The organism is Kitasatospora sp. YST-16, from assembly GCF_026802215.1.
Classification (GTDB): Bacteria; Actinomycetota; Actinomycetes; order Streptomycetales; family Streptomycetaceae; genus Kitasatospora; species Kitasatospora cineracea.
This window is the reverse complement of the sequence record NZ_CP113837.1, coordinates 6,361,382-6,382,028: the sequence shown is the minus strand read 5'-3', so window position 1 is coordinate 6,382,028 and position 20,647 is coordinate 6,361,382. Positions and strand designations below refer to the sequence as shown.

The 20,647-nt window shown below is 75.3% G+C and carries 17 protein-coding genes; 6 read left to right on the top strand and 11 right to left on the bottom strand.

Translation table 11 applies throughout. The features are described 5' to 3' along the window. Positions 1 to 42 precede the first annotated feature (42 nt). Entirely contained in the window at positions 43 to 828 is a 786-nt protein-coding gene (locus OU787_RS28790) for a hypothetical protein (protein WP_268661108.1), read from the bottom strand. A 196-nt stretch (positions 829 to 1,024) separates the two neighbouring features. Between OU787_RS28790 and OU787_RS28785 the strand changes: the two genes are divergently transcribed. Then, positions 1,025 to 2,197, top strand: a complete 1,173-nt coding sequence (locus OU787_RS28785; protein ID WP_268661107.1) for an exonuclease SbcCD subunit D — start codon at positions 1,025 to 1,027, stop codon at positions 2,195 to 2,197. A gap of 34 nt (positions 2,198 to 2,231) precedes the next feature. Continuing rightward, positions 2,232 to 5,261 (top strand): AAA family ATPase, encoded by a 3,030-nt coding sequence (locus OU787_RS28780; protein WP_268661106.1) that lies wholly within the window; start codon positions 2,232 to 2,234, stop codon positions 5,259 to 5,261. Between the two features lie 22 nt (positions 5,262 to 5,283). Here the strand turns inward: OU787_RS28780 and OU787_RS28775 are convergent, their stop codons facing one another. The 6 genes from OU787_RS28775 to OU787_RS28750 form a co-directional block, all read right to left on the bottom strand. Next, entirely contained in the window at positions 5,284 to 6,108 is an 825-nt protein-coding gene (locus OU787_RS28775; RefSeq protein WP_268661105.1) for an alpha/beta fold hydrolase, read from the bottom strand. Position 6,109: 1 nt separating this feature from the next. Beyond that, entirely contained in the window at positions 6,110 to 6,367 is a 258-nt protein-coding gene (locus OU787_RS28770; protein ID WP_268661987.1) for a hypothetical protein, read from the bottom strand. A gap of 78 nt (positions 6,368 to 6,445) precedes the next feature. Further along, positions 6,446 to 6,868 carry a secondary thiamine-phosphate synthase enzyme YjbQ gene (locus OU787_RS28765; protein ID WP_030462680.1) on the bottom strand — a complete coding sequence of 141 codons (423 nt, stop codon included), beginning with the start codon at positions 6,866 to 6,868 and terminating at the stop codon, positions 6,446 to 6,448. A gap of 262 nt (positions 6,869 to 7,130) precedes the next feature. Then, a complete protein-coding gene (locus tag OU787_RS28760) occupies positions 7,131 to 7,406 on the bottom strand; it encodes a hypothetical protein (protein WP_030462681.1) in 276 nt (91 codons plus the stop codon). A gap of 314 nt (positions 7,407 to 7,720) precedes the next feature. After that, complete coding sequence (locus OU787_RS28755) at positions 7,721 to 7,945, bottom strand: hypothetical protein (RefSeq protein WP_268661104.1); 225 nt, start codon at positions 7,943 to 7,945, stop codon at positions 7,721 to 7,723. After that, complete coding sequence (locus OU787_RS28750) at positions 7,918 to 8,622, bottom strand: hypothetical protein (protein ID WP_268661103.1); 705 nt, start codon at positions 8,620 to 8,622, stop codon at positions 7,918 to 7,920. Before OU787_RS28750 ends, OU787_RS28755 begins: the two co-directional genes overlap by 28 nt. 627 nt (positions 8,623 to 9,249) lie before the next feature. On the opposite strand from OU787_RS28750, the gene OU787_RS28745 reads away from it, so the two are divergent. The 3 genes from OU787_RS28745 (at position 9,250) to OU787_RS28735 (ending at position 13,130) form a co-directional block, all read left to right on the top strand. Continuing rightward, positions 9,250 to 11,430: a bifunctional glycosyltransferase/CDP-glycerol:glycerophosphate glycerophosphotransferase gene (locus OU787_RS28745; RefSeq protein ID WP_268661102.1), complete on the top strand. Its 2,181-nt coding sequence runs from the start codon at positions 9,250 to 9,252 to the stop codon at positions 11,428 to 11,430. A gap of 243 nt (positions 11,431 to 11,673) precedes the next feature. Beyond that, positions 11,674 to 12,345, top strand: a complete 672-nt coding sequence (locus tag OU787_RS28740) for a lysophospholipid acyltransferase family protein (RefSeq protein ID WP_030462684.1) — start codon at positions 11,674 to 11,676, stop codon at positions 12,343 to 12,345. Positions 12,346 to 12,467: 122 nt separating this feature from the next. After that, positions 12,468 to 13,130, top strand: a complete 663-nt coding sequence (locus OU787_RS28735) for an NADPH-dependent F420 reductase (protein ID WP_268661101.1) — start codon at positions 12,468 to 12,470, stop codon at positions 13,128 to 13,130. Between the two features lie 43 nt (positions 13,131 to 13,173). Here OU787_RS28735 and OU787_RS28730 read toward each other — a convergent pair whose 3' ends face one another. After that, positions 13,174 to 14,220, bottom strand: coding sequence for a nuclear transport factor 2 family protein (locus OU787_RS28730; protein ID WP_268661100.1), 1,047 nt, complete (start codon positions 14,218 to 14,220; stop codon positions 13,174 to 13,176). 143 nt (positions 14,221 to 14,363) lie between these two features. Between OU787_RS28730 and sigJ the strand changes: the two genes are divergently transcribed. Continuing rightward, positions 14,364 to 15,257, top strand: coding sequence for an RNA polymerase sigma factor SigJ (gene sigJ / locus OU787_RS28725; RefSeq protein ID WP_107066645.1), 894 nt, complete (start codon positions 14,364 to 14,366; stop codon positions 15,255 to 15,257). 10 nt (positions 15,258 to 15,267) lie between these two features. Here sigJ and OU787_RS28720 read toward each other — a convergent pair whose 3' ends face one another. The 3 genes from OU787_RS28720 to glpK form a co-directional block, all read right to left on the bottom strand. Then, the gene (locus tag OU787_RS28720; protein WP_268661099.1) at positions 15,268 to 17,088 is read right to left on the bottom strand and encodes an ABC transporter ATP-binding protein; all 1,821 of its coding nucleotides are present in this window, start codon (positions 17,086 to 17,088) and stop codon (positions 15,268 to 15,270) included. Between the two features lie 238 nt (positions 17,089 to 17,326). Next, complete coding sequence (locus OU787_RS28715) at positions 17,327 to 18,922, bottom strand: glycerol-3-phosphate dehydrogenase/oxidase (RefSeq protein WP_268661098.1); 1,596 nt, start codon at positions 18,920 to 18,922, stop codon at positions 17,327 to 17,329. A 158-nt stretch (positions 18,923 to 19,080) separates the two neighbouring features. Beyond that, the gene (glpK, locus tag OU787_RS28710) at positions 19,081 to 20,598 is read right to left on the bottom strand and encodes a glycerol kinase GlpK (protein WP_268661097.1); all 1,518 of its coding nucleotides are present in this window, start codon (positions 20,596 to 20,598) and stop codon (positions 19,081 to 19,083) included. Positions 20,599 to 20,647 lie beyond the last annotated feature (49 nt).

Below are 20,647 nucleotides of genomic sequence, written 5' to 3'. Positions count from 1 at the left end.
GCCACACATTGGATACCAGCCAGTAGCCTCGGGGGGAAGCGGTCATGCCAAAGAAATTGACGAACACTCACCGAACAGCTCCCGAACGGGTGCTACGCGCGCAGACCCATCCCTGACCTGGGCTGCAGAAATAACCCGGACGATCCGTCCGGTCACCGGAACCGGTCTTCGCCCGCCGCGAGCCCGCCACCGCCCGACGCGAGCCCGCCGCCGCCCCGCGCGCCCCGCGCCGCCGTCAGCGCAACCGGCAGCCCGCGGACGGCAGTTCCTCGATCGTCTCGTCCGCCCGCACCGGCGCCCCCACCACGCGGCCGCCGCCGCCACCGCCGCCCGCGCCTGCCGCAGCCCGGGCAGCCCCCAGCCGAGCAGCTCCACCGCCAGGCCCGGCGCCACCAGCAGCCGCCGGTAGTGCCGCCCCGAGGCCGGGTCCGGCGCCGAGGGCCCCACCCCGCGCAGCGCCGCCGCCATCCGCACCCGCGCGCACTCGTGCCCGCCGTTGGCCGACCCCACCCGGTCGTACAGGTAGCCGAGGTAGACCGGCCCGTCGATCACCGCCTGCGCCTCCTCCGCCGCCTCCCGGGCCAGCGCCCGCCCCGGGTCCCCCGCGTCCTCCGGCTCCAGCGAGCCGCCCGGCAGGCTGACGATCCCGTCCCGCGGGTTCACCAGCGTCAGCACCCGCCCGTCCGGCGCGAACAGCCACCCCCAGGACTGCTTCACCGGCAGCCCGGCCGGCACCGCCTCCCCCGGCCGCCACGGCCACCCCGCGTTCGGCCGCCGCCGCACCCGCCCGAGCAGTGCGGAGATCTCCGGGCTGTACTCGATGCCCATCCCACACCCTCCTCCGGCCGCCCGCGGCACCATCCGATGATCTTCCCCGAACACCCGACCGATGAACAGTCCCGACCGCCACCCGGGTCACCGCCCGCCGCCGCACGCGTCCCGAGCGCTGTCCGCCACCTGTGATACTCGTACCGGAGCACCGGCGAGACGAGGGGTGGCGGGACATGCTGCGGGGAGCGTCGGCGTGAGGCTGCTGCACACCTCGGACTGGCACCTGGGGCGGTCCTTCCACCGGGAGAACCTGCACGCGGCGCAGCGGGTCTTCCTCGACCACCTGGTGGCCACCGCGGCCGCCGAGCGGGTGGACGCGGTGCTGGTCGCGGGGGACGTCTACGACCGGGCGCTGCCCGGGCTGGAGGCGGTCGCGCTGTTCGACGAGGTGCTGTGGCGGCTGGCCGAACTGGGCGTGCCCACGGTCTTCGTCTCCGGCAACCACGACTCGGCCCGCCGCCTCGGGGTGGCCTCCCGGCTGATCGACCGGGCCGGCATCCACCTGCGCACCGACCCGGACGCGCTGGCCGACCCGGTCCTGCTCGCCGACGCGCACGGGCCGGTCGCGGTGTACGGGCTGCCCTACCTGGAACCGGCCCTGGTGCGCGAACGGCTCGGGGTCGAACGGGGCGGCCACGAGCAGGTGCTGGCCGCCGCGATGGACCGCGTCCGCGCCGACCTGGCCGCCCGCCCCGCCGGCACCCGCGCGGTGGTGCTCGCGCACGCCTTCGTCACCGGCGGCGCGGCCAGCGACAGCGAGCGGGACATCGCGGTCGGCGGCGTGCAGTCGGTGCCCGCCGAGGTGTTCGACGGCGTGCACTACGCGGCCCTCGGCCACCTGCACGGCTGCCAGACGCTGGCCCCGCACCTGCGCTACTCGGGCTCCCCGCTGGCGTACTCGTTCTCCGAGGCCGACCACGAGAAGTCGATGTGGCTGGTCGACCTGGACGCGGCGGGCGCCGTCGAGGCCCGCCGGATCCTCTGCCCGGTGCCGCGCCGGCTGGCCCGGCTGGAGGGCCGGCTGGACGACCTGCTCACCGACGGGCGGTACGAGTACGCCGTCGACCGCTGGGTGCAGGCCACCCTGACCGACCCGGTCCGCCCGGCCGACGCGATGGAGCGGCTGCGGGCCCGCTTCCCGCACACCCTGAACCTGCTGTTCGAACCGGAGGGCGGCGAGCGGGCCGCCGAGGCGTCCTACGCCCGGCGGGTGCGCGGGCGCACCGACCAGGAGGTGGTGGAGGGCTTCGTCGCCCACGTCCGCCCCGGCCGGGAACTCGACGGCGACGAGCAGTCCTGGCTGCTGGAGGGCCTGGAGTCGGTGCGCCGCGCCGCGGCCGACCGGGCCGAGGAGAACGCCCGATGACACCCCCTCACCCCGCCACCCGGGAGCGCACCCGATGAGGCTGCACCGGCTCACCGTCACCGCCTTCGGCCCGTTCGCGGGCACCGAGCGGATCGACTTCGACCTGCTCTCCGCCGCCGGCCTGTTCCTGCTGCGCGGGGCGACCGGCGCGGGCAAGAGCAGCGTGCTCGACGCGGTCTGCTACGCGCTGTACGGCGAACTGCCCGGCACCCGCCGCAGCAACGGGGTGCGCAGCGACCACGCCGCGCCCGGCGTGCGCACCGAAGTGGTCCTGGAGGCCACCCTCGGCGGGCGGCGGCTCGAAGTCACCCGCAGCCCCGAGCAGTGGCGGCCGAAGAAGCGCGGCACCGGCCTGACCGCCGACAAGGCGCAGACCCTGCTGCGCGAGTGGGCCGCCGACGCCGGGCAGGGCGAACCCGGCTGGGTCGCGGTCAGCAAGTCCCACCAGGAGGCCGGCGAGGAGCTGACCCGGCTGCTCGGCATGAGCCGGGACCAGTTCTGCCAGGTGGTGCTGCTCCCCCAGGGCGACTTCGCCCGCTTCCTGCGGGCAGACTCCAAGCAGCGCGCCGACCTGCTCGGCCGGCTCTTCGACACCGGCCGGTTCGAGCAACTGGAGCGCTGGACCGCCGAGTTGCGGCTCCGGCACGAACGCGAGGTGCACGGCGGCCGGCAGCGGATGCACGCCCTGGCGGCCCGCGCCGAGGAAGCCGCCGGCCCGGCCGCCGCCGACGCCGCCGACCACCGACCCGGCGAGGACGCCCCCGTCGCCGACGTGCTCGCCTGGGCCGCGATGCTGCGGAGCACCGCCGCCGAACGCGCCGGGGCCGCCGCCCTGTGGCTGGCCGCCGCCGAGACCGCCCGGACCGCCGCCCGCACCCGGCTCGAAGCCCAGCACGCCCTGGCCGAACGGCAGTCCCGCTACCACCGGGCCCGGCAGGAACTGCTGCGCCTCACCGACCGGTCCGCCCAGTCGGCCCCGGCCCGGGCCCGGCTGGCCTCCGCCCTCGCCGCCGAGGCCCCCGCCCTGCTGCGCGCCCCGCACCAGCAGGCCCGGGCCGCGCACGCCGCCGCCGCCGACGCCGAGGCCGCCCGCCGCGCCGACCTCGCCGCCCGCGCGGCCGCCGCCGGCTGGAGCGGCCCGCTCGACACCCCCGACGACCTGCTCGCCGTCGAGGACGCGGCCCGCGCCGAGGCCGCCCGGCTGGAGGCCGCCCGCGCCGACGAGGCCCGGCACGGCGCCCTGCTCGCCGAACGGGCCAGGCTGGAACGCCGTCGCACCGACGCGGAGGACCTCGCCGACGAGGCCCGGCGCTGGCTGGACGCCTACGAGGACCGGCTCGCCCGGCTCCAGGAGGAACGCGACGCCGCCCGCGAGGCCCGCACCGAACTCGACCGGATCGACACCCGGCACGCCGAACTCGCCCGCCGCCGGGACGCCGCCGCCCGCCACCTGCGGCTGCTCGGCGAGCACACCGCCGCCCAGGACCTGGCCCGCACCCTGACCGGCGCCGCCCAGGACGCCCGGCAGCGCGCCCTCGACCTCCAGGAGCGCCGACTCGCCGGCATGGCCGCCGAGTTGGCCGCCGCCCTGGCCTCCGGCGCCCCCTGCCGGGTCTGCGGCTCACCCGAGCACCCGGCCCCCGCCGAGCCCTCGGCCGACCAGGTCACCGCCGAGGACGAACGCCGCGCCCGCGCCGCCCAGCACACCGCCGAGGCCGAACTCGCCGCCGCCACCGAACGGGTGGGCGCCCTCGCCGCGCAGGCCGCCGCCGCCGAAGCCGCCGCCGACGGCCGCACCCCCGGCGAACTCGCCGCCGAAGCCGAGGAACTGGCCCACCGGCGGCGCACCGTGCTGCACACCGCGGAACGCTGGCTGCCCCTCGGCCAGCAGCTCGACCAGCTCGAACGCGACGGCGCCACCCGCCGCGAACAGCACCGCCAGGCCGGCGAGCTGACCGCCCAGCTGACCGGCCAACTGACCGCCCTGACCACCGAACTCGCCACCCTGGACGGCCGGATCGCCGCCGCCCGCGGCGACGCCCCCACCGTCGCCGCCCGGGCCGCCGCCGTCACCGCGCTGGCCGGCGCCGCCACCGCCGCCCTGAACGCCGCCCGGGCCACCGCGCACGCCGCCGACCGCCGCACCGAGACCGCCGACGCACTGCGCCGCGCCGCCCTCGCCGCCGGCTTCGCCGGCCTGCCCGAACTCGACGCGGCCGTCCTGCCCCCCTACGAACTCGACGCCCTGAAACGGCAGTTCAAGCAACTCGACGCGGACCTCGAACTCGCCGCCGCCCAACTCGCCGACCCCGCCCTGCGGGCCGCCGCCGAACTCCCGCCCGCCGCCGCCGAATCCGCCCGCACGGCCGCCGCCCGCGCCGACGAACACCTCGCCCGCGCCCGCTCCGCCCACGACCAGGCCCGCCACCGGGTCGCCGACCTGGCCCGGATCGGCGCCGCCCTGACCGCCCTGGCCACCGAACTCGCCCCCGTCCTGGACGCCCACGCCCGGATCAGCCGCCTCTCCGCCCTGCTCGCCGGCGCCCCCGCCGAGAACGCCCTGCGGATGCGCCTGGAGTCCTACGTGCTGGCCGCCCGCCTCGAACAGGTCGCGGCCGCCGCCAGCCGCCGCCTGCTCAAGATGTCCGGCGGCCGCTACACCCTGGTCCACAGCGACGGCCTGGTCTCCGGCAACCGCCGCTCCGGCCTCTCCCTCCACGTCGTCGACGCCTGGACCGGCCGCGAACGCGACACCGCCACCCTCTCCGGCGGCGAGTCCTTCTTCGCCTCCCTCGCCCTCGCCCTCGGCCTCGCCGACGTCGTCACCGACGAGGCCGGCGGCATGCCCCTGGACACCCTCTTCATCGACGAGGGCTTCGGCACCCTCGACGAGAACGCCCTCGAAGAGGTCATGGACGTCCTCGACTCCCTGCGCGAACGCGACCGCGCCGTCGGCATCGTCAGCCACGTCCCCGACCTCCGCACCCGCATCCCCGCCCAACTCCTGGTCCGCAAGCACCGCACCGGCTCCACCACCCACCACACCACCCGCGCGGACACCTGACCGGCCCGCGCCCCGGGCGCCGCTACGCCAGGAAGTCCGCCGCCAGGCGGTCCCACGCGCGGACGTCGGCGAGGGTGCGGGAGACGTGCAGGCGGGCGTCGGGGAGGTGGGCGGCGAGGGTGCGGGCGGTGAGCAGGGGGTGGAGCGGGTCGGTGTCCCAGGCCAGCAGGAGGGTGGGGTGGGGGAGGCCGCGGAGGGTTTCGGGGGCGGGGAGGTCGGAGTCGGCGGCGGCCCGGAAGGCCGCCGGGAGGAGGGGTTCGGGGAGGTCGAACTCGGTGGTGTACTGCGGGACTTCGGCGAGGACGGCGGGCGGGCCGGAGACCCTCGTGGCGGCGTCCAGCGCTCCCCGGCCGCGCCGTTCGACCAGGGTCGCGGCGGCCCGCAGCCCGTTGCGGCGGGGTTCCCGGGCGGTCCAGGCGACGGCGGGGATGGCGAGGACCAGGCGGTCGAAGCGTTCGGGGCGGGCGAGCGCGGCCCACAGCACGGTGGCGGTGCCCATCGACGCGCCGAAGGCGGTGACGGGCGCGTCCGGCGAGAGGTGGTCGCAGAGGGCGAGCAGGTCGTCCGCGAGCGAGGCGTAGCGGTAGTCGGCGGGCACGGCCCGTCCGGTCGACTCCCCGTGGCCGCGCGCGTCGTAGCGGGCCATCCGGTGCGTCGCGCCGACGGCGGCCCAGTCGAACAGTCCGGCCCGCCGCTCGTGGGCCCGGCTGGACAGTGCCCCGTGGGCGTGCACGGCGAGCGGGGCGCCGTGGGGGCCGGTGACGGAGTACGCGAGGGTGGCGTGCGGCCGCTCCAACGTCCCTGCGGCGGGCGCCCCGTGGACGGGCGGGGGTGCGGAGGAGGTCATGTCAGCCGGAGCACGCGGCGCGCTGGGCCTGCTGCCAGGTGCAGACGGGGCAGAGCGGGCTGCCGGGCGCGTCGGCCGGGTACTCGCTGGGTTCGCCGCACAGGACGCACGCGGCGCGCTCTCCCGGGCCGCCGGGCCGCAGTCCGCGCAGGGACCGCTCGGGATCGGCGGACACCTCGCAGACCGGCCCGTCCACCGGGGAGGAGGACGAGGGCGAGGAGGGGGACGGGGGCTGCTGGTCCGCTGCGGGTTCTCCCATGGGTCCCAAGGGTACGGCCCCGCCCGGCCGGGCCCCCGCCCCACCCGGCGGGCCCGGCTGTCCGGGTGCGGGTGGGAGTCAGCCGAGGAAGGAGAGGCGGAGCTTGCGCTGCGGGTTGTCGCCGTTGGTGTCGATCAGGACGACGGACTGCCAGGTGCCGAGGGCGATCCGGCCGTTGATCACGGGCAGGGTGGCGTGCGGGGCGACCAGGCCCGGCAGGACGTGGTCGCGGCCGTGGCCGCGGCTGCCGTGCCGGTGGTGCCAGCGGTCGTCGGGGGGCAGCAGGGCGCGCAGGGTGGCGAGCAGGTCCTCGTCGCTGCCGGAGCCGGTCTCGATGACGGCGATGCCGGCGGTGGCGTGCGGGACGAAGACGTTGAGCAGTCCGTCGCGGCCGTCCGCGACTTCTCTGAGGAAGGTGTGGCACCGGTCGGTGACGTCGAGGGCGACCTCGTCCCGGCCGGTGGCGATGTCGAGGGTCTGGGTGTGGAAGGTGTCGGACATGGGGCCATCCTGGCCGATCTTGGTGCGCGCCCCGTAGGGGCACCGGCCGATCGCCACCCGACCGCCAGGGTGCTCGCCAGGGCGCGCCAGCACACCGCCACGGCGCGCCAACCCGGCCCCGGGGAGCGGGCCGACCCGCCTCCGGGGAGCGCGGACCGGCCCAGGGGACGCCGAAGGCCCGACGGACCGCCGGTCCGTCGGGTCGTGGCAGCGGGCGGTGGTCCGGCGCTCCCGGGCGCTCGCGCGCCCGGTGGGCGCCGGGTCAGCGGCGGTTGCCGAACAGGCTCCGCTTGAGGCGGCGCAGCGGGGCCATCAGGGAGACCCGGGCGCTGCGGCGCGGCGAGGCGGCCGCGGCGGGGGCGCTGGGCCCGCGCGGGGTCAGTTCCCTTATCAGGCCGAGTGCCTCCGCGGTGTCCACCGCCGAGAGCGCGGGCGCGCCGAGGACGGCCAGGTGCCGGTCGATCCGGCGGCCGGTCGTGCCGACGCCGCACTGGATCGCGGGCACCCGGGGCCGCGGCCGCACTTGCATCTGTTCCATCTGTTTCCCACCCCTACGAGGCGCCAGGGCCGTGAGGCGAAGACTATCCGGCTATGACGGCCTTCACACAACCGTCCTGGTGTTCTGCCACCGTATCGTGCGAACGGAACTGACGCTTCACCAGGGCCCGGTGGTCTCGGTCACGACTACGCATCGGTTGATGGTGCACCATCCAAGCGCTGAAGGGGCGTCAGGCGCTGCGGCGGTCCGGGGCGTTGCCGGGGCGTGTCGGCGCCCGCGGGTGCGCCGGGCGCGCGAACGGCCGCCGGGCCCGCACCGGTTCGACCGTTTCGACCGCCCCGGCTCCGGGGCGGTCAGCGCAGTTCGACCTCCTCGACCCCCTCGACCTGGCCCGCCGCCCGCCGGGGCGCGGTGCCGGGCGGCGGGTCGAGCAGCGCGGAGAGGCCGAAGCCGCACAGGCCGAGGCCGAGCAGGGCGGTGAGCACCAGGACGGTGAGCCAGGCGCCGGGTTGGCGCCAGGCGACCAGTGCGCCGTAGCGGACCAGGCCGGTCAGGCCGAGCAGTCCGGTGAGCACCATGGCGGCCATCCCGCCGCGGACCCGGCGCAGTTCGGACTCGCGGGCGGCGAGCAGCAGGGCGGCGCCGAAGGTGAGGGGCCAGGCGCCGAGGGCGCGGACGTCGAGCGGGCGGGCGGTCCAGGGCCAGTGCGCGGCGAACGGGCCGGGGCGGACGGCGAGGGCGAGGCCGAGCAGGGCGAGCAGGGTGCCGCCGCAGGCCATCGGGGCGGCGACCCACCAGGGCAGCCGGGGGTGCGGGCGGGGGCGGGGCCGCGGGTGCGGAGCTGGGCGGCGAGGGCGGCCAGGCCGATCGGCGGGGCGGCGAGGTGGGCGGCGAGCCAGCCCCAGGCGGCGAGGAAGCCGAGCAGCGGGCCGCCGTCGAGGTGCAGGTCGCGGCGGCCGGCCAGGGTGGTGGCGAGCATCAGCGGCATCAGCAGGCAGGTGGCGGCGGTGGCCACCCGGACCTCGGCCCAGCCGCGGGCGCGGGCGGCGAGGGCCAGCATGGCGGCGGCGCCGCCGTAGCCGGAGCCGAGCAGGGCGGCGGTGACGGGGGACATCGCCCAGGCGAACAGTTCGTCGGTGGCGCCGGCGGCGGGCCACAGGGCCAGGAAGGCCCAGCCGGCGGCGAGGGCGAGCGGGGCGAGCAGGAGGGCGCGCAGGAGCGGGCTGACCGGGCGTACGGGCGCTGTGGCGGCCATCCTCGGCTCACCCCCACTTGTGAGACGTGGCGTCAATATAGGAGCGGCTCGCGGGCCGGGCAATGCCCCGCACACGGCGCCCCCGCAGTCAGGACGTCCCGAGTTCAGAAATTGAACACAGAAGAGGGATTGACGGGACAGAAACCTCCAAGCAATATCTGTACCGACACGGGATAGCGGGGAACACCCACCCATCCCCGGTCGGGTGATTTCGAGTATGAACGAATCACCCGACCATCCCGTTACACTTCCGACACCACGGTGAGTCACTGTCCGGCCGTCTCGACGCTGCGGCGGCCCGACTCCGACGTGGTGGACGGACCGGCGGTCGATCGTTGAGGGTCGGTCGGACCGCCAACCGGGCTGCCGGTGCCGCCGCTGGTACGGCGCGGCACCGGCGGTCGCGTTTGTGCCGTCCGCGACACCCCGGTCCACCCCGACCACCTGCGCCCGGGGTGCCGCGGCCCGGCCCCTCCCGGCTCCCCGCCGTTCCCCGCCGTTCCCCGCCATTCTCTGCCCCTCCCCGCGTTCCCGACCGCTCCCCGGGAGCGCCCCGCGCCGCTCGGTAGAGTGTCCGTACCGGGCGACCAGCCGGCAGCCACCCCATCCTTCGCGGAGTGAACGCACGTGCCACCCCTGCTCAGCATCGTCCTGCCCGTTCACGGCGTGGAGCGCTTCCTGCCGCAGTGCCTGGACTCGCTCCGGGCCGACGGCGCCGCCCCCGGCGAGGTCGAACTGATCGCGGTGGACGACCGCTCCCCCGACAACTGCGGCGCCCTGCTGGACGCGCACGCCGCCGCCGACCCGCGAATGCGGGTGCTGCACCTGGCCGAGAACCGGGGTCTCGGCGGCGCCCGCGCGGCCGGCCTGGCCGAGGCCACCGGCACCTACGTCTGGTTCGTCGACAGCGACGACTGGCTGCCCGAGGGCAGCATCGACGCGGTGCTCGGCGAACTGCGCGCCGAGACGGCCCGCGAGGTGCCCGCCGACGTGCTGCTCACCGACTTCACCCACGTCTACCCCGACGGCGGCCGGGAGCCGAACCCCTGGCGCCGGGTGCTGGCCGGCTCCCCGCTGGTGTCCGGCTGCACCGCCGCCGAGCACCCCGCGCTGTTCAACGCGGTGCTCGCGGTGTGGAACAAGGTGATGCGCCGCCAGTACCTGCTCGGCCTGGACGTGGAGTTCGGCCGCGGCTACTACGAGGACATCTCGGTCACCTACCCGCTGCTGCTCGCCGCCGACCGGCTGCTCTACCTCGACCGCCCCTGCTACAACTACCGGCGCGGGCGCCCCGGCGCGATCACCGCCACCTCCTCCGCCAAGCACGCCGACGCCTTCGCCCAGTACGACGCGATCTTCGCCTTCCTGGACCGCGACGACCGGGCGAACGCCCTGCGCACCCTGGTCTTCGACCGCACCGTCAAGCAGGCCCTGACCGTCTACGACACCCCCGGCCTGGTCCCGGCCGAGCTGCGCGCGGAGTTCTTCGCCCGGATCACCGGCCACTTCGCCAAGCACCGCCCGGCCGGCTACCGCTACCCGCCCGGCGTGCGCGGCGTCCAGTACCGGCTGGCCGCCCGCGGCTCCCGGCGGGCCTACGCCGAGCTGCGCCGCGGCGGCCGGCTGCCGAACGCGGTCAAGCGCGGGACGAGGGCGGTGGCGCCCGGGGTGAAGAAGGCGGTCCGCAGCGGCGCCCGGTTCACCGCGTACAACGCCTTCAAGCGGCTGCCGGTCGACGAGAACCTGGCCGTGTACGCGGCGTACTGGCACCGCGGGTACGCCTGCAACCCGGCGGCGATCTACGCCAAGGCCCGGGAGCTGGCCCCGCAGGTGCACGGCGTGTGGGTGGTGGAGAACGCCGAGCGGGCCGCCACGCTGCCCGCCGGGGTGCCGTACGTGATCGTCAACACGCCCGCGTACCTGAAGGCGATGGCCACCGCCAAGTACTTCGTCAACAACGTCAACTTCCCGCACACCATGACCAAGCGGACCGGCACCGTGCACGTGCAGACCCAGCACGGCACCCCGCTGAAGGCGATGGGCATGGACCTGGTGGACCGGCCGCTGGCCGCGGACGGGATGGACTTCGAGCGGCTGCGCGAGGTGGTCGGGCGCTGGGACTACCTGGTCTCGCCGAACCCGCACACCAGCAAGCACTTCGCCCGGGCCTTCCCCGGCACCTACCAGGTCCTGGACACCGGCTACCCGCGCAACGACCGGCTGGCGCTGGCCACCCCCGAGCAGTGCGTCGACGCCCGCCGCGCGGTGGGCGTCGCCGACGGGCAGCGCACCGTGCTGTACGCGCCGACCCACCGCGAGTCCCGCGGCGGCTACCTGCCGCTGCTCGACCTGCCCGCGCTGGCCGAACGGCTCGGCCCCGGCTGGACGGTGCTGGTGCGCACCCACTACTTCCACGAGGGCGGCGCGGGCGACCTGACCGCCGCCCCCGGCTCGGCGACCCTGCTGGACGTCTCCGACCACCCCGTCGTCGAGGACCTCTACCTGGCCGCGGACGTCCTGGTCACCGACTACTCCTCGATGATGTTCGACTACGCGGTGCTGGACCGCCCGATCGCGGTGTACGCCCCCGACTGGGAGGAGTACCAGGAGGTCCGCGGCGTGTACTTCGACCTGATGGAGGAGCCGCCCGGCGCGGTCGCCACCGAGCAGGACGCGCTCACCGAGGCGCTGCTGGCCGGCGACCCGGAGCCGGAGGCCCGGCGGCGCTTCCGCGAGCGGTTCTGCCCGTGGGACGACGGCCGGGCCGCCGAGCGGGTGGTCAGCCGGATCTTCCCGGTCCGGGCCTGAGCCCGGACCACCCCCGCCGTCCCACTCCTTGGGACGGCGGGGGTCCACGGGCCGGGCGTGACAAGGATCGCAGCACCGCGGCGGTCGCCGGTGTGGACGGACCGCGGGGTGCATGTCGTAGTCTGCGGTCCGTTACCCAGTGGTTTGGTTCTCGTCCGAGCCGCGTGCCTCGCCCCGCGGCGAGACCCCGGCCGGGGGCGTCCCCCGGCCTGCTCCGTTTGTCCGGCCAGGGAGGGCCACACCGTGATCGACCTCGTCACCAAGCTCGTGCTCAAGCCGCTCGCCAAGGCCCTGTACCGGCCGACGATCGAGGGCCTGGAGAACGTGCCGCGCAAGGGCGGGGTGGTCCTGGCCAGCAACCACCTGTCGTTCGTGGACAGCGTGGTGATCCCGCTGGCCGCGCCGCGCCAGGTGTTCTTCCTCGCCAAGGCCGAGTACTTCACCGGCACCGGCGTCAAGGGCGCGGTCTCCCGGTTCTTCTTCACCCACGTGATCAACGCCGTCCCGGTGGAGCGCGGCAGCGTCCGGGCCGCCACCGCCTCGCTGGACGAGGGCCTGGAGATCCTCAACTCCGGCCGGGCGTTCGGCATCTACCCGGAGGGCACCCGCTCGCTGGACGGCCGGCTGTACCGCGGCAAGACCGGCGTGGCCTGGCTGGCGCTGACCGCCGGCGTCCCGGTGGTGCCGGTGGCACTGGAGGGCCCGCAGCACATCCTGCCGGTCGGCAAGCGGATCCCCCGGCTGCGGAAGATCACCGTGAAGTTCGGCGAGCCGCTGCACTTCGACGAGCTGCACGGCCAGGCCCGCTCGGCCAAGGCCCGCCGTCAGGTCACCGACGAGGTGATGGCCGCCATCCAGGCGCTCTCCGGCCAGGAGCCGGCCGAGCAGTACAACGAGTCCCCCAAGGCGGCCTGACGACCCGTCAGGAATGTTCGCCCGCGCCGGGAACAACGGCGCGGCCGCGCCGGTTCGGCTTCCTCGTGGGCGTCCCCTCCCGGCGCCCGCGACACGGACCCGACAGGCACGGAGCGCATCCCATGAAGATCGGCATCATCGGCGCGGGCAACATCGGCGGCAACCTGGCCCGGCGCCTCACCTCCCTCGGCCACCAGGTCGCGGTGGCCAACTCGCGCGGCCCCGAGACGCTGGCCGACCTGGCCGCCGAGACCGGCGCGACGCCCGTCCCGGTCGGCGAGGCCGCCGCGGGCGCGGAGCTGGTCGTGGTGACCATCCCGCTGAAGAACGTCCCCGCCCTCCCGGAGGACCTGCTCGCGGGCGCGGCCGAGGGCTTCGTCCTGCTCGACACCAACAACTACTACCCGCGCGAGCGGGACGGCCGGATCGACGCCATCGAGGACGGCGGGCTGACCGAGAGCCGCTGGGTCGAGCAGCAGCTCGGCCACCCCGTGGTCAAGGCGTTCAACGGCACCTACGCCCAGGACATCCTGGACGCGCCCCGCCCGGCCGGCGACCCCGAGCGGATCGCCCTGCCGGTGGCGGGCGACGACCCGGCCGCCAAGCAGCGGGTGCGCGAGCTGATCGACGCCCTGGGCTTCGACACCGTCGACTCCGGCGGCATCGACGACTCCTGGCGCCAGCAGCCCGAGACCCCGGTCTACGGCCTGCGGGCCGGCGTCGCGGGCGTCACCGAGGCGCTCGCCGCCGCCTCCCCGGAGCGCCCGGCGAACTTCCGCGGCTGACCACCGGCCGCCGGCCCGGGATGCCCGGGCCGGCGGCCGCCGCTCAGTGGCCGACCGCCTCGCGCAGCAGCAGGACGGTGCCGCGGGCCAGCCGCGGCGGGGCGTTCAGCACCAGCAGCTGGTTGACGGCGCTGGGCTGCCCGTGCGCGGCCTCGGTGCGGGCGCTCTCCAGCGGGAGGGCGTGCTGCTCGATCCGGCGCAGCGCGGCGGGCAGGTCGGGGACGAGCTTCTGGGCGCCGACCACCCAGATCGCGTGGGCCGCGCCGCCGCCGTTGGCGGGCAGTTGGCTGCCGGAGCCGGAGGCGAGCACCAGGGCGCCGGTCTCGACCACGGCGGCGACGCTGCCGAGCACGACGTCGGGGGTGGCGAGCAGGCGGCGCAGCTCGTCGGCCTCCCGGTCCCGGTCCATGGCGAGCAGCCGGGGCTTGACCGCGCCGGGGCGGGCGTTGACGTCCTCCTCGATGCCGGAGCGCCGGAGCGTCTCGCTGGCGGTGGTGAGCACGCTCGCACCGGCCGGGAGGAGTTCCCCGATCCGCTCGCGGGCGGCCGCGGCGCCGTCCAGGAGTTCGACGGTGAAGCCGTGCCCGGACAGCGCGGCCGCGGCCCGCTGGAGCCGGTCCTCGGCGGCGGGGGCGGCCGGGTCGGGGCGGGCGCTGCCGGGGGCGGTCCCGCCGAGCGGGGTGGTGTCCAAGTACCGGATCTCGTAGACCCGTTCGGTGAACCGCCAGCCTTCCGGGGTGCGCCGGTAGCGGTCGTGGTAGATGGCGTAGTTGAGGCCCTGCAGGCCGTCGCGCAGCCGGACCACCTCGTGCATGTGGGCCCGGCCGGTGGCGGTGTCGCCGTCGATCCGGACCGCGCCGGGGTGGGTGTTCTGCACGAAGAACTCCCACTGCTCCTGGAGCTTCTCGCCGCCGGTGCGGATCTGCTCGGGACCGGTCAGCTCGACCGGGACGTCGGGCATCCGCAGCACCCCGTCGGGGGTGAACAGGGCGGCCAGCCGGGCCCGGTCGCGCATCATCGCCGCGTCGGTGAACTCGGCCTGCAGGGCCAGGATCTCGACCCGGTCCGCGACCTGCTGGAAGGTGTCCATCGCTCTCTCCGTCCGTTCGTTTCCTTCTGCCGGTACGACGAAACGGCGGCCCGGAGTGTGAGGTGCGGGCCGGATGTCACGTTCCGGGGCGCTGTCCGGTCCTCCTGGGGGAAGCGGACGGCCCGAGCAGGAGGAGCGGAGACGTGGAGGACACCGTGGAGGACCGGCGGGACGGGGCGCTGCGCGCGGTGGCGGCCGAGCGGCGGCGGCTGACCGACCTGGCGTACCGGCTGCTGGGCTCGCTGGCCGACGCCGAGGACGTGGTGCAGGAGGCGTACGCCCGCTGGTACGCGCTGCCGCCGCAGCGCCGGGCGGAGGTGGTGGCGCCCGGCGGGTGGCTGACCACGGTGGCCGGGCGGATCTGCCTGGACCTGCTGGGTTCGGCCCGGGTCCGCCGGGAGCGGTACGTGGGCGCGTGGCTGCCGGAGCCGCTGCCGGGGGACGGCGCGGCCGGGGACCCGGCGGAGCTGGTCACGCTGGACGAGTCGGTGCGGATGGCGTTCCTGGTGGTGCTGGAGTCGATGACCCCGGCGGAGCGGGTCGCCTTCGTGCTGCACGACGTGTTCCGGTACCCGTTCCCGGAGGTGGCGGCGGTGGTCGGCCGGTCGGCGGCGGCCTGCCGGCAGTTGGCGGCCTCGGGGCGGCGCCGGGTCCGGGCGGCCGGGCCGCCGGTCGAGCCGGCCGGGGAGCGGGCGCTGCTGGTGCGGGAGTTCAAGCGGGCCTGGGAGGCGGGGGACGTCCGTTCGCTGGTGCGGCTGCTGGACCCGGACGCCACCGTGGTGGCGGACGGCGGCGGGCTGGTGCAGGCCCGGCTGGAGCCGCTGTCGGGCGGCGGGGCGATCGCCCTGGCGGTGGCGGCGTTCGCCCGGGCGCAGCCGCGGATCGAACTGCGGGAGGGCCTGGTGAACGGGGAGGCCGGGCTGGTGGCCCGGCTGGACGGGGCGGTGGTGGCGGTGTTCGCGTTCCGCACCGCCGGGGGCCGGATCACCCACGTGTGGGGGGTGCGCAACCCGGAGAAGCTGCGGCCCTGGGTCTGATCCCTCCCGCTCAGGCCGCGGCGGCCGGCACCGCGGCGGGCACCGGGGGCGCCTCGCGGCGGAGCAGTGCGGCGTAGCGGCCGTCGCGGGCCACCAGCTCGTCGTGGGTGCCGAGTTCGGCGATCTCGCCGCGGTCGAGGACGGCGATCCGGTCGGCGTCGCGGACGGTGGAGAGCCGGTGCGCGATGGTGAGGGTGGTGCGGCCGGCGGCGAGGGTGTCCAGGGCCTGCTGGACGGCGTGCTCGGTCTGGTTGTCGAGGGCGCTGGTGGCCTCGTCGAGGATCAGGATCGGCGGGTTGCGCAGCACGGTGCGGGCGATCGCCAGGCGCTGCTTCTCGCCGCCGGAGAAGCGGTAGCCGCGTTCGCCGACCATGGTGTCGTAGCCGTCGGGGAGGGCGGCGATCATGTCGTGGATCTGGGCGGCCCGGGCGGCGGCGACGAGTTCGGCGTCGGTGGCGTCGGGCTTGGCGAAACGCAGGTTGTCGGCGACCGAGGCGTGGAACAGGTAGGTCTCCTGGGAGACCATGCCGACCGCGCGGGCCAGCGTCTCGAAGGACAGTTCGCGCACGTCCACGCCGTCGATCAGGATCCGGCCGCCGGTGGTGTCGTACAGCCGCGGCACCAGGTAGGAGAGGGTGGACTTGCCGGAGCCGGTCTCGCCGACCACGGCGAGCGAGCCGCCGGCCGGGACGGTCAGGTCGATGCCGGTCAGGGTGGGGCGGTCCTGGTCGGGGCGGTAGTGGAACTCGACGTTCTCGAAGCGCACGTCGCCGCGGATCCCGGCCAGGTGGACGGGGTGCTCGGGTTCGGCGATCTCCACCGGCAGGTCGAGGTACTCGAAGATCCGCTGGAACAGGGCGAGCGAGGTCTGCACGTCCACGCCGGTGGACAGCAGGCTGACGGCGGGCCGGAACAGGCCCTGCTGGAGCGAGACGAAGGCGACCAGGGTGCCGAGCGAGACGATCGGCGCGCCGGCGGCGGAGGCCAGGCCGGCCGCCCAGTAGATCAGCGCGGGCATCGCGGCCATCACGATCCCGATGGTGGACATCCGCCAGCGCCCGGCCATGCTGGAGCGCACTTCCAGGTCGGCCAATCCGTCCGAGCGGTCGGCGAACTCGCGGGTCAGCGAGTCGGAGCGGCCCATGGTGCGGCCGAGCAGGATGCCGCTGACCGACAGCGACTCCTGGACGGCGGAGGAGAGTTCGGCGAGCTGCCGCTGCCGCTCGCCGGTGATCTTCTTGCGTTCGCGGCCGACCCGGCGGCTGATCCAGACGAACACCGGGAGCAGCAGCAGCGAGACGATGGTCAGCCGCCAGTCGAGCGCGACCATCGCGGCCACGCTGGCGACCACCGCGGTCAGGTTGGACACCAGCGAGGTGGCGGTGCCGGTGACGGTGGCCTGCATGCCGCCGATGTCGTTGGCGATCCGGGACTGCACCTCGCCGGTGCGGGTGCGGGTGAAGAACGCCAGCGACATCCGCTGCAGGTGCCGGTAGACGGCGGTGCGCAGGTCGTGCATGACGCGCTGGCCGACGGTGGTGGAGATCAGCGTCTGCAGCACGTTCAGCACGCTGGTGACCACGGCGGCGGCGATCATGCCGAGCGCGAGCAGGCTGAGCAGCCCGGTGCGCCCCTGCGGTATCGCGGTGTCCAGGACGGCGCGCAGCAGGAACGGCGTCACCACCGACACCACGGCGGAGGCCGCGACCAGCAGCCCGACCACGCCGAGCCGGCCGGCGTAGGGCCGGAACAGGCGGAGGATCCGCCGCACCTGGTCGGGCTGCTTGGCCTCGCCCTTGGGCGGAGTCCAGTCGATCCGGTCCGGTCGCACGGGGGCCTCCTCGGGGGTCGGCGGAGCTGGCGGGCCCGATCTTAGCGAGCCTTGCTCACCATTAGCAAACCTAAGCTTCTCCGCATTCCCGCCGCCGCCCTCCGCCTTCCCCCTCGCTCTCCCTTTCCTCTGCCCTGCCTTTCCCCTGCTCCGTCTTCCCGCCGCCGGCCGCGAGGCCCTGGCGGCCCCGCCCGGGGAGTCCCCGCCGCTCCCCGGGAGGGCCCGCCGGCCCCGGCCGCTACGCCTTGCCGCGCCCGGCCAGGAAGGCCGCCACCCGCTCGCGCACCTCCGGGGTGTCCAGGCCGCGCACCGTCATGGTGGTGCGGCGCCGCAGCACGTCGTCCACCGTGTACGCCCACTCGCTGTCGGCCGCGTAGGCGACCTGCGCCCACACGTCCGGGCCGTCGGGGTGCACCGGCTCGCCCAGGGCGGGGTCCTCGGCGATCAGGCGGGCCAGGTCGAAGGAGAGCGTGCCGTAGTGCGAGGCCAGGTGGCGGGCGATCAGCGGGTCCATCCGGGAGCCGGGCTCGCGGTCGATCAGCAGGCGGTGCGCGACGGCGTTGGGGGCGCCGATGCCGGGGAGCGGGACGGTGGCCGGGATCGGCGAGACGTCCTCGGCCAGGCCCACGCCCGGGGCGTGCTTGAGCTTCTCCAGCACGACCCGGCCGATGTGCCGGTAGGTCGTCCACTTGCCGCCCGCCACCGAGAGCATGCCGCCGCGGCCCTCGGTGACGACGGTCTCGCGCTTGGCGGCGGCGGTGTCGCCGGGGCCGCCGGGCAGCACCCGCAGGCCGGCGAAGGAGTAGGTGATGTCCTCGCGCCGCAGGTGCTCGTCGCGGATGGCGTGCCCGGCCTCGGAGAGGATCTGGTCGACGTCGGCCTCGGTGGCGCGGACGTCCAGCGGGTCGCCGGTGTACTCCTCGTCGGTGGTGCCGAGCAGGACGTGGTCCTCCCACGGGATGGCGAAGGAGACGCGGTACTTGTCGATCGGGATGGTCAGCGCGGCCCGCCACGGGCTGCGGCGCTTGACCACCACGTGGGCGCCCTTGGAGAGCCGGATCGACGGGGCGGAGCCGGCGTCCTCCAGCTTGCGCAGGTGGTCGACCCACGGGCCGGTGGCGTTCAGCACCAGCCGGGCGTCCACGCCGAACTCGGCGCCGTCCAGGCGGTCCTTGAGCTCGGCGCCGGTGACCCGGCCGCGGGTGAAGCGCAGGCCGGTGACCTCGGCGTGGTTGAGCACCACGGCGCCGGCCTCGACGGCGGCGCGCACCGTCATGACGGCCATCCGGGCGTCGTTCATCTGGTGGTCGCCGTAGACGGCCACCGAGCGCAGGTTCTCGGTGCGCAGCGCCGGGACCTGCTGGGCGGCGTGCGCGGCGGTGGAGACCCGGCCCATGCCGTCGCGGAACGCGGACAGTGCGGAGTAGAGGAAGACGCCCGCGCCGAGTTTGGGGGCGGAGTGCGGGCCGCCCTTGTAGACGGGGACGAAGAAGGTCAGCGGGTTGACCAGGTGCGGGGCCACGTCGGTGGCCAGTGCCCGGCGCTCCTTGTGGTTCTCGGCGACGAGCTTGACGGCGCCGGTCTGCAGGTAGCGCAGGCCGCCGTGGACGAGCTTGGAGGAGGCGGAGGAGGTGGCGCCCGCGAAGTCCCCGGCGTCGACCATGGCGACCTTCAGCCCGGCCTGGGCGGCGGTCCACGCGGTGGCGGTGCCGAGGATGCCGCCGCCGATCACCAGCAGGTCGTAGCGGGCCCGGCCGAGCAGCTCACGGGTGGCGGCGCGGGAGACGGTGTGTCCGGGGGTGCGCTCGGCACCGAGGGTCGGGATGGTTGCCATGGTGTGTGTACGGCGCCCTGGTCGGTGGCGCCGTGTCTCCTTCCGGTGTGCGGTGCGGCCCCTGCTGGAGGGCCGGGCGGGCCCGGTGCGGCGGGCCCGGGGGCGGAACGGGACCGGCCGGCCGGGCTGTCCTCGCCCGGCCGGCTGGTGGTGGTGCGTCAGCTGTTGTCCTCGTCCTCCTCGACCCAACCCATGGTGCGTTCCACGGCCTTGAGCCACTTCTTGTACTCGGCGTCGCGGGTGTCGGCGTCCATCCGGGGCGTCCACTCGGCGGCGCGGTGCCAGTTGGCGCGCAGCGTGTCGAGGTCGTCCCAGAAGCCGACCGCCAGACCGGCGGCGTAGGCGGCGCCCAGCGCGGTGGTCTCCGCGACGTACGGCCGCTCCACGGGCGCGTCCAGGACGTCCGCGATGTTCTGCATCAGCAGGTTGTTGGACGTCATGCCGCCGTCCACCTTCAGGGCGGTCAACGTCACCCCGGAGTCCTTCTGCATCGCGTCCACCACCTCGCGGGTCTGCCACGCGGTGGCCTCCAGCACCGCCCGCGCCAGATGCCCCTTGGTCACATACCGGGTCAGACCCGCGATCACACCCCGCGCGTCCGAGCGCCAGTACGGCGCGAACAGCCCCGAGAACGCCGGCACGAAATACGCACCGCCGTTGTCCTCGACCGTACTGGCCAGCGTCTCGATCTCCGCCGCGGTCGAGATGATCCCCAACTGGTCGCGCAACCACTGCACCAGCGACCCGGTCACCGCGATCGAACCCTCCAACGCATAGACCGGCTTCTGCTCCCCGATCCGGTAGCCGACCGTGGTCAACAGCCCGTGATACGAGTTGACGATCTTCTCACCCGTGTTCAGCAGCAGGAACGTCCCCGTCCCGTACGTCGACTTCGCCTCGCCCTCGTCGAAGCAGGTCTGCCCGAACAGCGCCGCCTGCTGGTCCCCCAGCGCCGAAGCCACCGGCACCCCCGCCAGATCGCCCACCGCCTCGCCGTACACCTCCGCCGAGGACCGGATCTCCGGCAGCACCGCCAGCGGCACCCCCATCGACTCCGCGATCTTCTCGTCCCACTGCAACGTGTGCAGGTTCATCAGCATCGTCCGCGACGCGTTCGTCACATCGGTGACGTGCTTGCCGCCGTCGACGCCGCCCGTCAGGTTCCAGATCACCCAGGTGTCCATCGTCCCGAACAGGATGTCCCCCGCCTCGGCCCGCTCCCGCAACCCCTCCACGTTGTCCAGCAGCCACCGGATCTTCGGCCCCGCGAAATACGACGCCAACGGCAGACCCGTCTCCCGCCGGAACCGGTCCTGACCCACGTTGCGCCCCAACTCCCGGCACAACGCCTCCGTCCGCGTGTCCTGCCACACCAACGCGTTGTGCACCGGCACACCCGTGCGCCGGTCCCACAGCACCGTCGTCTCACGCTGATTGGTGATCCCCACCGCCCGGATGTCCTCCCGGGACAGCCCCGCCTTCTCCAGCGCACCGCGCACCACCGACCGCACCCGGGTCCAGATCTCGGCGGCGTCGTGCTCCACCCAGCCCGGCTGCGGGAAGATCTGCGCGTGCTCCTGCTGGTCCACGGACACGATCCGGCCGTCCGCACCGAACACGATGCACCGGCTCGAAGTGGTGCCCTGATCGATCGCGGCAATGTAATTGGCAGTCATACGGGGATCCTCGGCTCTGGGTGAGGGATGCGGGTGGGGGCGCGCGGGG